Below are 14,295 nucleotides of genomic sequence, written 5' to 3'. Positions count from 1 at the left end.
GATAGCGGAAATAAAGCCAAGTATAGTGCTACAGCTGAATTAACTCACGCAGCAGGGGGTGATCAACCTTCTGATTACAGTGTCTCTTCGTGAGTGGGGTAGCGCCTCCTGAATAATTACCTGAGAGGCGCTTTAAAGCTGTGCTTAGGGAAGCATAAAAGCATCAAAGAACGCACTCAGTTGATCATATCCATTGAGAGGGAGGATCGTGGCAATATGCTGATCGGGTCGCACCACCACCATACAACCGCGGGTGCGATCGATACCCCGCTGCTCAAAAATATCCATAGCCTGATCAGTGCGGAATATCTTTTCGTAATCTCTCAAACCGTACCTGCCCTTGGCAGGCCAGAGGAGTTCAGGCATCGCTTCGATTGACAGATCTTGCTGCTGGAATACTGCATAGAGATCAATCACCGAGTCGATATCTGCACCAGCAGGCGTATATTTCTGCACCGGTGAGGTTGCAGCGTTTGCCAGGAAGTCGACCAGTCTGGCTGAGTCGGAGGTTGCCTCCAGAGGGGATTGCTGACTGCCAAAGATAAAGAGACGCCAGCGGCCATCGGCTTTATTCAGGTGACCCAGGTGCACGGGGCAGCCATCCGCCAGGCGAACCGCTTTGGCCGAATGGAAGCGTTCACCGATATGAAAGCCAGTTGCCAGGTGCTGGTTTTCGTGGCCGGTACAGAGATAGGATTGATCGTAGCCAATCGATGTACCGGCAATAAAGCCATTCTGGCGGGCAACGAATTGCTCGATATCTGCCGTGCTCTTTTTGACCGGCTGTGAATTTTTGTCTGCCGTTGGGCGAGTGGCGACCAGGGCTGACATTTCACGGTCAGCATTGATCAGCATAAAGGCGACTTTGCGTCGTTCTGCTTCGTAGGTTTGCAACAACCGGGGATCAGATTTGCCCTGCAACACAGCGGCCAGTTTCCAGCCAAGGTTAAAGGTGTCAGGCAACGACGTATTCAGGCCCCAACCCCCTTTGGGGCTGTGTGTATGGCAGGCATCGCCAGCCACAAACGCTCGCGGAATCAGGCCTTGCGGATTACCGGCCGGGGTGTCGTCAAAGCTCTCAGCAACACGCTGACCCACTTCGTAGATTGACCACCAGGCGACCTCCTTAACATCCAGTTGATAAGGATTCAGGATCAGTTTCGCCTTGGCGATAATATCGTCGACAGTCAGATTAAGTTCGGCCGCTCTATGACCCTTGTCCAGCAGATCAAGCTCGACATAGAGGCGGACCAGGTAGCCTCCCTCGCGGGGGACGATCATTACCGCGCCGTTGTCTTTCGACTGGATAAAGCTTTTCACCCGGATGTCCGGAAAGTCGGTGACCAGCAGAACATCCATCACCCCCCAGGCTTTGTTAGCCGAGTCTCCCTGTAGCTCAATTCCCAGGTTTTTACGCACCGCACTTCTTGCGCCATCACAACCGACAACATAGCGGGCTTTAATGGTCTCTACTTTGGATGATGGCGTTGCATCTTTGCGTTCAAAGGTGGCGGTGATGGGGTGCGCACTCAAATTTTGGGTGAGACTTTTATCAACCTCCAGCTCAAGCAGCCGACGGTTATAATGTGGAATAAGGTGCGTTACCGAGTTCGCCATGCCTTCGAGCAAGATATCGTGCAGCCGTGCCTGATTAACAACCCCATGGGTAAATTCGGAGAGACCCAGGCGTGCATCGCGCACTTTGTGGGTTCGCTTAATGTTCTCAGGGTGTTGGGCATCCGGCTCCCAGAAGGCATTCTGGTGTAGCTGGTAGGTCTCTTTCACCAGCAACTCGCTACTGTTAAACCCTTCCATAATCTCCATCGTGCGACAGGATATGCCATCCGCCTGACCAAATAACAGTGGCCCGGGTTTCTGTTCAACGATACAGGTTTTAATATCGGCAAACTCCGACAGCTGTCGTGCCAGCGCCAGGCCTGCAGGGCCACAGCCGACAATTAAAACGTCCACCTCGGTTGGCAGGTCCACCATCGGTGGTGGACTAGCGGGTTGCCGGGCTGAATCGGCAATCTGATAGTTGCCGGGTTTAAAACCATTGAGATGATACTGCATCACATAATCCTTTGAGCTCAGCATATTGGCTGGCCGGTATTGTTTTTGTAAGTCGATTGTTGGCATTCATCATTGATCGATGGTGTGCAGTTTACGTGGATAAGTTCGCAGAGCCTGTCCTCTGAAAATGGGGACAACTGAGGGGCCGCTATAAGCATGCTGACCGGAAGCCGCAATCCAGCTACGGTATTCAACTTAGGGTATTGAGCGCTATGTTCGGGCAGGGGTGAGCACTGGCCTGACAGCCAGTTGTTTTTTGTAGTGCAGCATTTTGTTCCCTGATTTAATCCGTGAAAATAAATCAGGGAGCTGTGGGGAGATTACGCTTGTCTGTCATTAAGGCCACGCTGAAAAGTTATTTTTTGTGGCGCAGTTTTATCAGCGATCCTGTTTCGATTTAGGTTATTGCCGTTTGGAGATTTCCCGCATCAGACCACTCAGATCAAGCCCCTGAAGTTCTGCAAGTTTCTGAATATCGTTTTGGGTACGGGGAGGCGCTTTGCTGGCGGCTTTAATGGCCTGCTTTTTCTCTGCGGTTTTCTGTTTAACTCTTTCCAGCAGATTATTTAACTGTTCCAGACTGAGATGACTCAGTTTTTCATCTACTTCATTACTAAGCATTGGATATTTAAATTTTCCTGAGAGAGACGATCTAATCCTTACGTTTCTGCAGTGGTTGCAGATGACTTATACATCCATGGTAGACCACGCACAGCTTGCCAGAGGCGGTTTTTTGCCGTCAGCTATTAAGCAGCGTTTGAATTATCTCTGAACGGTTTGTGCGGGAGGCTAACTATAGCATTCAAACCATTTGTTTTTAAACTGATATTGCAGCTATTCTCACCGCGCGGCCCTTTTTAAAGGTTTCAACGGCTGAAATTTCAAAACCACACTGTTGCAGCAGCGCGGTAATATCCTCAGGGTGATAGCGGTTATGTTCCTGAAAATGTTGAAATGCATCTACCAGAGCGGTGTAGTCCGGCGTCTGGCTTGCCAGGTCGATATCGGCATACTGATGTTGCAGATAATCCGCCAGCGGTTGGCGCACCATATCGCAGAGGATAAAAACGCCACCGGGCTTCAGCCAGCGGCGCAGTTTGCAGAACAGCGTCACCGGCTGGTGCAGCTCATGGATTAAAAGATTCGCCAGGGCGACATCTACCGAGTGATTGGCTAACTCCGTTGAGGGGTTGTTCAGGTCATCACTGATGATCTCTACATTGCTCGCCAGGCTGTCCATCCGGTTGAGCATGTAGGGGGCCAGCTCAAAGCCGGTCAGTTTTGCCTGTGGATAAGTTTGCGCCAGTTCATTAAGCCACAGGCCGGTACCGCAGCCGAGATCGATCACTGATGCGTGGTCAGACAGGTGCGCGGCGCAATGACTTTCCCAGAAAAGCCGAAAATCCGCATCATGATTTTTAGCGTAGCTTTGAACGGTTTTTTCGGCGGCTTTATCGCCATTGCCACCGTGATGGCGGCGTAGATATTCAGTGGTATTTTGCATCTTTGTTACAGCGACCCGCTGACCATAGTAGTGTCATTATTTTCATGTTTTAATGCCGACTTCGCAAACTAAAAGTTGCTATTCAGATGCATCAGATCAAACGCACCGGTGTTAAACGTTTCTATTTTGCTACGAAATATTCCCTGCAGGGGATTAAAGCGGCCTGGCAGGAAGAGCCCGCTTTTCGCTATGAGGTCTGTGCGGCTGTCGTTATGCTGCCCGCCGCCTTCTGGCTGGCCCAGTCTGGTATTCAGCTGGCACTGTTGCTGGCCTGCTGTTTTCTGGTGCTGGCATTTGAGATTGTTAACTCAGCGATAGAGGCGGTGGTAGATCGCTGGGGACCGGAATATCACGAACTGGCCGGGCGGGCTAAAGATATGGGGTCTGCTGCGGTGTTTATGATGCTCAATATGACCTGGGTGGTGTGGGCCGGTGTTGCCTGGGATAATGGTTATCTGGATGTCGTCAAAGCGCTGTTTTAACAAAATCAGCTCAGCAGCGCTCTGATCTCCGGCAGACAGGAGCCGCAATTACTGCCGCACTTCAGCCTGGCCGCCAGTGCGTCGGTGCTCGTCGCGCCCTGACTGATCGCCTGGCGGATCTGTTTTTCCCCCACTTCAAAACAGCTGCAGATGATAGCGCCCCCATCATCACTATTATCCACTGGCTTTCCGGCCAGCAGTGACATCCGCTGAGCCGCCGTGCTGGTGGTCTGAGCAAACTGTTTACTTAGCCAGGCGCTGTTGGGCAGTGCCTGTTTCGATATCTGGTCGCTGGAGGCGAAAAACAGCAGTTGTGGCTGTTGCGCGTTAAAGCAGGCCAGACGGTAGTTATTTGATGAGTTCAGTTCTATCCGGTCAGTGCCAATCTCAAGCTGATTTTCCAGCCATGAGGGCCAGTTTTGCGGCAGGGTTAAGCCCGCCAGTTCATAACGAAATCCCTTTTCCAGCGGCACTTTACACCAGTATTCACAGGGCAGGTCAGTCAGCTCTTTATCGCTGATCAGCACCCCCTGCCAAAGCGTATTCAGTTTGCGAATAGTGACCGGGCAGTGCTTTGCTTCCGGCTGACCGGAGATTGGGTCTTTTATCGAGGCAAACAAACTGTCTACCCGTGCCTGAGAGGCAAACTGCGCGTTCCAGTGGATCGGCATAAACAGTGAGCCTGCGGGTTGTCCCGGGGCTATCTTTGCGCGAACCACACAGCGTCCCTGTGTGCTGGCGATCTCGACCAGATCATTCTCAATAATGGCGTAAGTTTCTGCGTCTGCTGTAGAGAGCTCGACGAAGGGCTGGTCGATATGATTCAGCAGTCGACTGGCTTTGCCGGTGCGGGTCATGGTGTGCCACTGGTCACGGATACGACCGGTGTTGAGAATCAGAGGGTAGTCCGGCGAGGTCTGATTCAGCGGTGCTGCCGGCATGATCGGCAACATCCGCGCCCGGCCGGAGGGGGTGTTGAATTGTCCATCACTGAATAATCTGACGGGATTGTGTTGTTTACCTTTAACACAGGGCCATCTGACCGGTTTCAGCTGGTCATACTCGCGTTCTGAAAGTGCTGACAGGCCCGAGATATCGAAGCAGCGTTTGCCGTTGTTGTGAAAACCGGACAATGCGGCATGCTCGGTAAAAATCTCGCCGGGTGAACTGAAGCGAAAGCCCGTTTCAAAGCCCATCGCTCTGGCGACTGCTGTGATAATCTGCCAGTCGTGGCGGCTATTGCCCGCCGGTGTGAGGAACCCCTTCTGGCGTGAAATAACCCGTTCGGAGTTGGTGACAGTGCCATCTTTCTCTGCCCAGCCGGTGGCGGGCAGCAGTACATCGGCGCAGGCGGTGGTATCGGTTTTTTCCATGCAATCGGACACCACCACTAACTCGCAGCGTTGCAGCGCCTCGCGGACGAAGTCGGCGTCCGGCATACTGACCACCGGATTGGTGCCGATAATCCAGATCGCTTTGATGCGCCCATCATGGACCGCCTGAAACATATCCACCGCTTTAAGGCCCTCTTTACGGGCGATCTGTGGTGCTTCCCAGAAGCTCTCGACCAGCGCGATATTGGCCGGATCACTGAAATCCATATGTGCCGCCAGCTGATTGGCCAGGCCTCCAACCTCCCGGCCACCCATGGCGTTGGGCTGCCCGGTAATGGAGAAGGGCGCTGCCCCCGGTTTGCCAATCTTGCCGCTGGCCAGATGACAGTTGATAATCGCATTACCCTTATCGACGCCGGAGGAGGACTGGTTGATCCCCTGAGAGAACAGGGTGACAACTTTCTCGGTGCGGCTGAACCAGTCATATAACAGACCCAGCTCGGCCTCATTCAGACCACAGAGGCGGGCGGATTCTGCCACACTGCCGGTCAGCTGATTCGCCGCCAGCAGGGCGTTGTCAAAACCTTCGGTGTGGTTGTCGATAAAGGCGGCATCCAGAGCACTGTTGTCCGCCAGATAACTCAGCAGTCCGGTAAACAGATAGCCATCGCTGCCGGGTTTGAGTGGCAGATGCAGATCGGCAATATCGCAGGTGGCGGTCTGACGGGGGTCGATCACCACGATCTTCATCTCTGGGCGGGCTTTTTTAGCCGCTACAATTCGTTGATAGACCACCGGATGTGCCCAGGCCGTATTCGATCCGACCAGTAGCAACAGATCGGCCAGCTCCAGGTCTTCATAGCAGCCGGGCACCAGGTCGGCACCGAATGCCCGCTTGTGGGCAGCGACGGCAGAGGACATACAGAGGCGGGAGTTGGTATCGACATTGGCCGAGCCGATAAAGCCTTTCATCAGCTTGTTGGCAACGTAATAGTCCTCAGTGAGAATCTGCCCGGAAAGATACAATGCCACAGCATCGGGGCCATGTTCCGCGATGATCTCCTTAAACCCCTGGGCGACTTTATTGATCGCCTGCTCCCATGAAGCGGGTTGTCCCTTAATTTGTGGTTGCAGCAAGCGCCCCTCAAGTCCGGTTGTTTCATGCAGGGCGGACCCTTTAACACACAGACGTCCCAGATTGGCGGGATGACTCTTGTCGCCACTGACGGCAATCAGCCGGTTATCACTGACCCTGGCATTAACACCACAGCCCACTCCACAATAAGGGCAGGTGGTTTTTACCTCGCAGGTTTGCGGGCTGGCTGCAGTGGTCATCATCAATACAATTTCCTGTATAGCGGTGTTTAGAAAAGAGCCTTCTAAAAGAGCTTTCTAAAAGAACCTTCTTAAAGAGCTCTAAAAAAGAGCTTTAAAAAAGAACTTCGACCTGCCCATTCTCAATCCGCGCAGGCCAGGTTTGAATCTGGGTGGTTTCATCATCCAGGCAGCGCCCGGTTTTAAGACAGAAGTGCTGCTTATAGACCGGTGAGGCGACGAACAGGTCGTCACCTTTTGAACCGATCAGACCCCGTGACAGCACATTTGCCTGGCTGAACGGGTCATGGTTGGCAATGGCAAACACTGTCTGCTCTTTTTTAACATAGAAAAGCGCGATCTGAGTCTCTTTCAGCAGGGCGCAAATACCGGAATCAGGCACCAGGTTGGTTTGGCTGCATACGGCAGTCCAGTGGGCTTGTGTAGTCATCTTCTCTTCCTCGTTCTCAACTAACCAGTTTGATCGGTTCCGCCTGAATTTCAGCTTTTTCCTGTGGGGTCGCCGGGCGAATCTGCTGGCGCTCCTCGACAAAGACGACATTGCTGTCAGGGGCGTCGGAGTTAACGAAATGGCGGAATCGTTTCAGTGCTTGCGGATCTTCCAGGGTGGTTTTCCATTCGCACTGATAGGTGGCAACAATATGTTCCATCTGCTGCTCCAGCTCTTCGCCCAGACTCAGGCTGTCGTTGATAATCACCTGACGCAGGTAGTCCAGACCTCCCTGCATATTTTCCATCCAGACGGAGGTGCGCTGCAGACGGTCGGCGGTTTTGATGTAGAACATCAGGATGCGGTCGATGTAACGCACCAGAGTTTCCCGGTCGAGGTCGGTGGCAAACAGGTCACCGTGGCGGGGTTTCATGCCGCCGTTACCGCAGACGTAGAGGTTCCAGCCTTTTTCGGTGGCGATCACGCCGATATCCTTGCTCTGTGCTTCAGCACATTCACGGGTGCAGCCGGACACCGCAAATTTGATTTTGTGCGGTGCGCGCAGACCTTTGTAACGGTTCTCCAGATCGATCGCCAGACCGGCACTGTCATCCACACCAAAACGGCACCAGGTGCTGCCAACGCAGGATTTAACGGTACGCAGCGATTTACCGTAGGCGTGGCCGGTTTCAAATCCAGCGTCGATCAGCTCTTGCCAGATATCCGGTAGTTGCTCCAGCCGGGCACCAAACAGGTCGACCCGCTGGCCGCCGGTAATCTTGCTATAGAGGTTATATTTCTTTGCTACCTGGCCCAGCACGATCAGCTTATCGGCGGTGATTTCGCCGCCCGCCACCCGGGGCACCACCGAATAGGTGCCATCCTTCTGCATATTCGCCATAAAGGTATCGTTGGTGTCCTGCAGGCTGACGTTGTTTTCCGTCAGGATATAATCGTTCCAGCAGGAGGCCAGAATACTGCCCGCCGCCGGGCGACAGATCTCACAGCCATGGCCGCGACCATGTTTTTCCAGCAGTTCATCAAAGCTGTGGATCTCTTCGATGCGGATGATGTTATAGAGATCCTGACGGGTGTAAGGGAAGTGTTCGCACAGGTCGCGGTTAACTTCGACGCCCATCTCCTCCAGTTCGTGATTCACCAGATCGGTTAGCAGGGCAGAGCAACCGCCACAACCGGTGGCCGCTTTGGTAGCGCCTTTGACATCGGCGAGGGTGCAGCAGCCGCCATCGAGTGCCGCACGCACATCCGCTTTGCTGACATCATGGCAGGAGCAGATCTGCGCGGTTTCTGGTAGTGCGGCAACCCCCAGGCCAGTTTGTTTGTCGTCGCCCCGGTTGGGCAGAATCAGGGTGTCCGGGTATTCCGGCAGGTGAATACCGTTGAGCATATATTGCAGCAGGGTGCCGTACTGTTCAGCTTCGCCCACCAGAATAGCGCCCAGCAGAATTTTGCCATCCTCTGACACCACCAGCTTTTTGTAAACCTCGGCACGCTCATCGACAAAGGTGTAGTTGCGTGATCCCGGCGTGTTGCCGTGGGCATCGCCGATGCTGGCGACATCTACCCCCATCAGTTTCAGTTTGGTGCTCATATCAGCGCCGGTGAAACTGTCGGCTCCACCCAGCAGGTGAGACAGTGCCACTTTCGCCATCTGATTACCGGGGGCGACCAGACCGAAGATCTGCTTGTTCCACAGGGCACACTCACCGATGGCATAGATCGATGGGTCTGAGGTCTGGCAGACGTTGTTGATCACAATGCCGCCACGTTCACCCACTTCCAGGCCATTCTGGCGTGCCAGTTCGTCACGGGGGCGGATACCGGCAGAGAACAGAATCAGGTCGGTTTCCAGCACTTCACCATCGGCAAAGTTCATCTTGTGGAAACACTGCTCACCAGCATCGATCAGCTGAGTATTTTTCTCTGTATGCACTTTCACACCCAGTGCTTCGATCTTCTGCCGTAGCATCGCGCCGCCACCGTTATCCAGCTGTACGGCCATCAGACGCGGAGCAAACTCCACCACATGGGTTTCCAGTCCCAGATCGGTGAGTGCTTTAGCCGCTTCCAGCCCCAGTAAACCACCACCCACCACGGTGCCGACTTTAGAGTTTTTTGCGGCGGCGGCGATGGCATCGAGATCATCAATGGTGCGATACACCAGGCATTGCGGGCGGTCATGACCGGGAACCGGAGGCACAAACGGATAGGACCCGGTTGCCAGCACCAGCTTGTCATAGCTCAGTTCGCGGCCTTTGTCGGTGGTTACCGATTTATATTCTCTGTCGATCCCGGTGACGGTTTCACCGGTGAGTACAGTCAGCCCCCAGCTGCGATAAGTGTCGGCATTGCCCATCGCCAGATCTTCTGCGGTTGCACCGGAGAAGTAAGCGCTCAGATGCACCCGGTCATAGGCCAGCCGGGTTTCTTCGCAAAAGACGGTGACGTCGAAATCATGTAAGCGGCCGCTGTCTGCCAGGCTTTGAAGAAACTGATGGCCAACCATACCGTTTCCGGCGATAACCAGTTTTGTTTTGCTCATAGGGTTGCTCCTGTTGCCAGACGTAATTCAGGTGTTGAAGTCGGGATCTCTTCGACACCGGCTGGGGTTAAAGGGGTGATTAATTCAGCGTCGCAATAGCGTCGGCCAAAAATAAGGTCCGGGCTCAGATGTTGTATTTGCTGCGACTGCTGAATCAGTTCGAAATACCAGTTACCGTCGTTAACTGCGCCGTAAAGTACGGCGCCGGTGAGTACCTGGTTGCGGAAAATAAGTTTGCGGTAAACACCACTGCTGCTGTCCTGACAGACCACCGATTCAGTCTCCGGGGAGTCAAGAAACTCGCCTGCGGAAAACAGGTCGATGCCGGACACCTTCAGTTTGGTGGCGCAGGGCTGGACACTGAAGCGGCTATCGGCGGTCTGACACAGCTGGTCGGCCAGTACTGCTGCCTGGTCCCACAGGGGAGCGACCAGGCCGAAGGTGTGGTTGCCAAACTGGGTGCATTCGCCCAGGGCATATATCCTCTGATGAGAGCTCTGCATCCGGTCATTAACCCGGATCCCCCGGTCGCAATCGAGCCCGCTGATCTTCGCCAGCTGGTGGTTGGGGGAGATGCCGATGGCGATCACGGCAAGATCGGTGTTGATTTCCGTGCCGTTGCTGAGGGTGACTTTCTGCAGTGTTTTCGGGGTTGGCGATGCTTTGCTTTTTGAGCCTGCAGACAGCAGGGCAGAGCTCTCATCAGAAGATATTCCCGGGTTAGTAGCGAAATGGTGGATTTCAGCATTGAGGTGGAAGCGGATACCCCGTGATTCCAGCGACTGCTTTAACAGTTCTCCGGCTGCCGGGTCCAGCTGCCGGTTCAGCAACCAGCCGCCACGATGGATGACGGTGACTTCCAGTCCCTGTTGACGCAGCCCCCAGGCGGCTTCAAGCCCGAGTAAACCGCCACCGACCACGGTAGCATGACGGCTCTGACGGACTTTCTGCATAATCCGCTCAATATCTTTCAGATTACGGAAGCTGAGGATGCCCTCCAGATCACAGTCTCGGGCTGCAGGCGGAATAACCGGTTCAGAGCCGGTGGCTAATACCAGTGTGTCATAGCTGAACAGGCTGCCGCTCTGACAGGTCAGTGTCTGGTTCTCTGCATCAATCTCAATCACCGGATCGTCACTGTGCAGGGTAATCTGATGATCCCGATACCACTGCTCTGAGTGCGTAACAATCTGTTCTGCGGTGATCTCACCGGCAAGCACCGGGGATAACATAATGCGGTTATAGTTGGCATAGCCTTCAGCACCGAACACGGTGATGCGAAAGCGATCCGCATCCCGTTTCAGAATCTCGTCCAGCAACCGGCCGCAGGCCATGCCGTTACCGATAATGATAAGATCTGCTTTGGGCATAAAAAAAATCCAAAAAAAAAATGGCATTCACCGACCAGTACGAGTGCGAAGTACTGGAGGATGAACACCATTGTCCAAAAAAATATGAGAAGCCTAAGATAGGCTCTCTGTATATAGCAGGGAGTGTGCCTGAAATTTATAATTGTATATAAATCAATGTCTTAATCTATTTAAGTTGTTTTCCTAATCAAATTTCCCCGGTTTGTTGCACTGTGTTGGGGCGAATACCGCCTGGCGTGCACAGAAAGGTAACTTCAGGGGGTGTATGCATTCCCACGCAGGAGCGTGGGAACGAGATAACTGCAGTAAACAGCCAGTCGAAAAAAAGCCCGGCAGTTGCCGGGCTGAAATTGATCATCAAAGCGTTTTCGTCAGGCGGCCTGTTCATCCGCAAGCACCGTCTTTGCCGCAGTTTCCTCCGCGGTCGCTGCAACTGAGTTCTGCTTTGTGTCCGTTGTCACCGGAGCTGCATTGCCTTCGCCTGGCTTTCTCTGTTTCTCATAGAGGAAGCTCAAAACCGCAGCGCGATAGTGGTTATATTCGGGATCATCCGCCAGCGCCAGACGATGTCGCGGGCGTTCCAGTTTCACCTCAAGTATCTCACCCACCGTGGCTGCCGGGCCGTTGGTCATCATCACGATGCGATCAGATAACAATACTGCCTCGTCAACATCGTGGGTGATCATAATCACGGTGTTGTTCAGGTCGGCCTGAATCTCCATCAGTGAGTCCTGCAGATGTGCTCGGGTCAGCGCGTCCAGTGCACCGAACGGTTCATCCATCAGCATCACCGTGGGTTCCATCGCCAGTGCCCGGGCGATACCGACCCGCTGTTTCATGCCGCCGGAGATCTCATCCGGACGTTTATGCATCGCGTGATCCATATGCACCAGATGCAGGTTATGTTCGATCCACTCCTTCATCTCCGCCTTGGATTTAGTGTGCTTAAACACCTGCTTGACCGCCAGTTCGACATTCTGATACGCAGTCAGCCAGGGCAGCAGGGAGTGGTTCTGAAACACGACAGCACGTTCCGGACCGGGTTCATTCACCTCTTTACCATCCAGCAGCACGCCGCCCTGGGTGGCCTGATACAAACCGGCAACGATATTCAGTACGGTGGATTTACCGCAACCGGAATGACCGATCAGGGAAACAAATTCGCCCCGTTCGATCTTCAGGTTAACATTGCTCAGGGCTTTGAACGGGCCGTTAGGCGTCGGGAAGTCAATATCGACACCGGTAAGCTCCAGATGTGTTTTAGTTGCCATGATCTTTCTCCTGACCGGTTAACGTAATTCCTGGGTCTTATCCCAGGAGACTTTCTTTTGCAGCATCAGCATGATGCGGTCGAGCATAAAACCGATCAGGCCGATCACCAGCACCGCCACCATAATCCGTCCCAGAGAGTTGGAACTGCCGTTCTGAAACTCATCCCAGACAAACTTACCCAGCCCGGGGTTTTGCGCCAGCATCTCGGCGGCGATCAGCACCATCCAGGCGATCCCCAGTGACAGCCGCAGACCGGTGAAAATCATCGGAATCGCGGAGGGGATAACAATCTTGACCACATGGGTTAACCACGACAGCCGCAGCACCTTGCTGACATTGTTGAGATCGGCACTGATGCTAGAGACACCGACAGCGGTGTTCAGCAGAGTGGGCCAGAGGCAGCACAGCGACACGGTGATCAGTGAGGTAATAAAGGACTTGGCAAACATCGGGTTATCGCTGACATACACGGCACTGACCACCATTGTCACCAGCGGAAGCCAGGCCAGGGGGGACACCGGTTTGAACAGTTGAATCACCGGATTAAAGGCACTATAAAGGGTTTTATTCAGCCCTATCACAATGCCCGCGGGAATAGCGATCAGCGAAGCGGCAAAAAAACCCGCCAGCACCGTGATCAGGCTGGTGCCGATCTGATCGATAAAGGTCGCTTTACCGGTATAGGCGCGGATCTTGATCTCTGCGTCGGGATTTTTCGCCAGCTTTTTAGCATTGCGATCATCCTGGCGCTGATAGAAATCCGCCTCTTTCTGACGTTCTCTGTTATGTTCATCCAGCAGGTTAAGGCCCTGCTCATACACCTGTGCGGGGCCAGGAAACTCCCCCAGCGAGGTATGGATATTCCGGGCACCGACATTCCAGATAAACAGGAAGATCAGAATACCGCTCATGGGTACAACCAATGCTTTAATCAGCGCCGCCAGATTCAGCTTATCTGGCAAGCCTAATGGCTTTAACAGTTTCAGTGCGATGCTACTCATAGTTACTCTCCAACGGGGCGCTCACCCGCGACCCTTTGGTTTTCTTCAGGGGGTGGTGCGTGGTTTTATCCGGCCACTTATGTTTAAGTGGCCGGACTGAGTTTTAAATTTTGCTATCGGGTTTCAGGCCGATCTTAAACTTAGTCAGATAGTCATTCGGCTGATGACCGTCATAGGTGACACCATCGATAAACTGGGTTTGAGGTGCCTTGAAGCCGGTTTCAGTGGCAAAGTCAGGGAACTCGCTGGCCTCCAGCTTACCCTCTGCAATCAGTTCTTTTGCGGCAATGGCATAGATGTCCGGGCGGTAAACCTTCTTCGCTGTTTCCATAAACCACTCATCAGACTTTGGCTCAGCGATCTGCCCCCAGCGGCGCATCTGGGTCAGATACCAGATCGCATCGGAGTAGTAAGGATAGGTGGCGTTGTGACGGAAGAAGACGTTGAAGTCAGGTACGTCGCGCTTATCACCCTTCTCATATTCAAAGGTACCGGTCATGGAGTTGGCAATGACATCGTAATCGGCACCGACATATTCCGGACGGGAGAGAATGTCGACCGCTTCAGGGCGGTTGCCGTTGTTATTGTCATCCAGCCATTTGGCCGCACGGATCATCGCTTTAACCACGCGGATATGGGTGTTGGGATACTGGTCAGCCCAGGCTTTGGATACCCCAAACACTTTCTCCGGGTTGTCTTTCCAGATCTCATAGTCGGTGATGACCGGTACACCGATGCCTTTAAATACCGCCTGCTGGTTCCAGGGCTCGCCAACGCAATAGCCGAAAATAGTTCCGGCTTCCATGGTGGAGGGCATCTGCGGTGGCGGCGTCACAGAGAGCAGGGCATCCGCATCGATCTGTCCGGCTGTATCGCCGCGCATCGGGGCATAATAACCAGGGTGGATACCACCGGCGGCCAGCCAGTAACG

Annotated in this window: 11 protein-coding genes; 1 reads left to right on the top strand and 10 read right to left on the bottom strand. The window is 53.7% G+C overall.

All coding sequences use genetic code 11. From position 1 onward, the window contains the following. Positions 1-144: 144 nt before the first annotated feature. The 3 genes from ACQY8X_RS09625 to ACQY8X_RS09615 form a co-directional block, all read right to left on the bottom strand. A complete protein-coding gene (locus ACQY8X_RS09625; protein ID WP_428034930.1) occupies positions 145-2,073 on the bottom strand; it encodes an FAD-dependent monooxygenase in 1,929 nt (642 codons plus the stop codon). A 402-nt stretch (positions 2,074-2,475) separates the two neighbouring features. Continuing rightward, positions 2,476-2,694 carry a hypothetical protein gene (locus ACQY8X_RS09620; RefSeq protein ID WP_428034929.1) on the bottom strand — a complete coding sequence of 73 codons (219 nt, stop codon included), beginning with the start codon at positions 2,692-2,694 and terminating at the stop codon, positions 2,476-2,478. Between the two features lie 196 nt (positions 2,695-2,890). Then, a complete protein-coding gene (locus ACQY8X_RS09615) occupies positions 2,891-3,577 on the bottom strand; it encodes a class I SAM-dependent methyltransferase (RefSeq protein WP_428034928.1) in 687 nt (228 codons plus the stop codon). A gap of 86 nt (positions 3,578-3,663) precedes the next feature. Between ACQY8X_RS09615 and ACQY8X_RS09610 the strand changes: the two genes are divergently transcribed. Continuing rightward, the gene (locus ACQY8X_RS09610) at positions 3,664-4,059 is read left to right on the top strand and encodes a diacylglycerol kinase (RefSeq protein WP_428034927.1); all 396 of its coding nucleotides are present in this window, start codon (positions 3,664-3,666) and stop codon (positions 4,057-4,059) included. A 5-nt stretch (positions 4,060-4,064) separates the two neighbouring features. Here ACQY8X_RS09610 and ACQY8X_RS09605 read toward each other — a convergent pair whose 3' ends face one another. From ACQY8X_RS09605 to ACQY8X_RS09575, 7 genes are all read right to left on the bottom strand, one after another. Next, positions 4,065-6,731 carry a molybdopterin-dependent oxidoreductase gene (locus ACQY8X_RS09605; protein WP_428034926.1) on the bottom strand — a complete coding sequence of 889 codons (2,667 nt, stop codon included), beginning with the start codon at positions 6,729-6,731 and terminating at the stop codon, positions 4,065-4,067. A 91-nt stretch (positions 6,732-6,822) separates the two neighbouring features. Further along, positions 6,823-7,158 carry a nitrite reductase small subunit NirD gene (gene nirD, locus ACQY8X_RS09600; RefSeq protein ID WP_428034925.1) on the bottom strand — a complete coding sequence of 112 codons (336 nt, stop codon included), beginning with the start codon at positions 7,156-7,158 and terminating at the stop codon, positions 6,823-6,825. A gap of 16 nt (positions 7,159-7,174) precedes the next feature. Further along, positions 7,175-9,721 carry a nitrite reductase large subunit NirB gene (nirB, locus tag ACQY8X_RS09595; protein ID WP_428034924.1) on the bottom strand — a complete coding sequence of 849 codons (2,547 nt, stop codon included), beginning with the start codon at positions 9,719-9,721 and terminating at the stop codon, positions 7,175-7,177. Further along, positions 9,718-11,091 carry an NAD(P)/FAD-dependent oxidoreductase gene (locus ACQY8X_RS09590; protein WP_428034923.1) on the bottom strand — a complete coding sequence of 458 codons (1,374 nt, stop codon included), beginning with the start codon at positions 11,089-11,091 and terminating at the stop codon, positions 9,718-9,720. The genes nirB and ACQY8X_RS09590 overlap by 4 nt, the downstream gene beginning before the upstream one ends. Positions 11,092-11,462: 371 nt before the next feature. Beyond that, a complete protein-coding gene (locus ACQY8X_RS09585; RefSeq protein ID WP_428034922.1) occupies positions 11,463-12,362 on the bottom strand; it encodes an ABC transporter ATP-binding protein in 900 nt (299 codons plus the stop codon). An 18-nt stretch (positions 12,363-12,380) separates the two neighbouring features. Continuing rightward, positions 12,381-13,364, bottom strand: a complete 984-nt coding sequence (locus ACQY8X_RS09580; RefSeq protein ID WP_428034921.1) for an ABC transporter permease — start codon at positions 13,362-13,364, stop codon at positions 12,381-12,383. A gap of 103 nt (positions 13,365-13,467) precedes the next feature. After that, positions 13,468-14,295 (bottom strand): CmpA/NrtA family ABC transporter substrate-binding protein (locus tag ACQY8X_RS09575; RefSeq protein WP_428034920.1); only part of this gene is annotated, 828 nt, incomplete at its 5' end.

This window comes from Amphritea sp. (assembly GCF_050300915.1).
In the GTDB taxonomy this organism is placed as follows: Bacteria; Pseudomonadota; Gammaproteobacteria; order Pseudomonadales; family Balneatricaceae; genus Amphritea.
Note: the sequence above shows the minus strand (reverse complement) of the source record. Positions and strands in the feature narration are given on the sequence as shown.

Bases quoted from the DNA above. Each gene is read 5' to 3' on its own strand.
- ACQY8X_RS09625 (WP_428034930.1), bottom strand. From the start codon at position 2,073: ATGCAGTATCATCTCAATGGTTTTAAACCCGGCAACTATCAGATTGCC.
- ACQY8X_RS09620 (WP_428034929.1), bottom strand. From the start codon at position 2,694: ATGCTTAGTAATGAAGTAGATGAAAAACTGAGTCATCTCAGTCTGGAA.
- ACQY8X_RS09615 (WP_428034928.1), bottom strand. From the start codon at position 3,577: ATGCAAAATACCACTGAATATCTACGCCGCCATCACGGTGGCAATGGC.
- ACQY8X_RS09610 (WP_428034927.1), top strand. From the start codon at position 3,664: ATGCATCAGATCAAACGCACCGGTGTTAAACGTTTCTATTTTGCTACG.
- ACQY8X_RS09605 (WP_428034926.1), bottom strand. From the start codon at position 6,731: ATGATGACCACTGCAGCCAGCCCGCAAACCTGCGAGGTAAAAACCACC.
- nirD (WP_428034925.1), bottom strand. From the start codon at position 7,158: ATGACTACACAAGCCCACTGGACTGCCGTATGCAGCCAAACCAACCTG.
- nirB (WP_428034924.1), bottom strand. From the start codon at position 9,721: ATGAGCAAAACAAAACTGGTTATCGCCGGAAACGGTATGGTTGGCCAT.
- ACQY8X_RS09590 (WP_428034923.1), bottom strand. From the start codon at position 11,091: ATGCCCAAAGCAGATCTTATCATTATCGGTAACGGCATGGCCTGCGGC.
- ACQY8X_RS09585 (WP_428034922.1), bottom strand. From the start codon at position 12,362: ATGGCAACTAAAACACATCTGGAGCTTACCGGTGTCGATATTGACTTC.
- ACQY8X_RS09580 (WP_428034921.1), bottom strand. From the start codon at position 13,364: ATGAGTAGCATCGCACTGAAACTGTTAAAGCCATTAGGCTTGCCAGAT.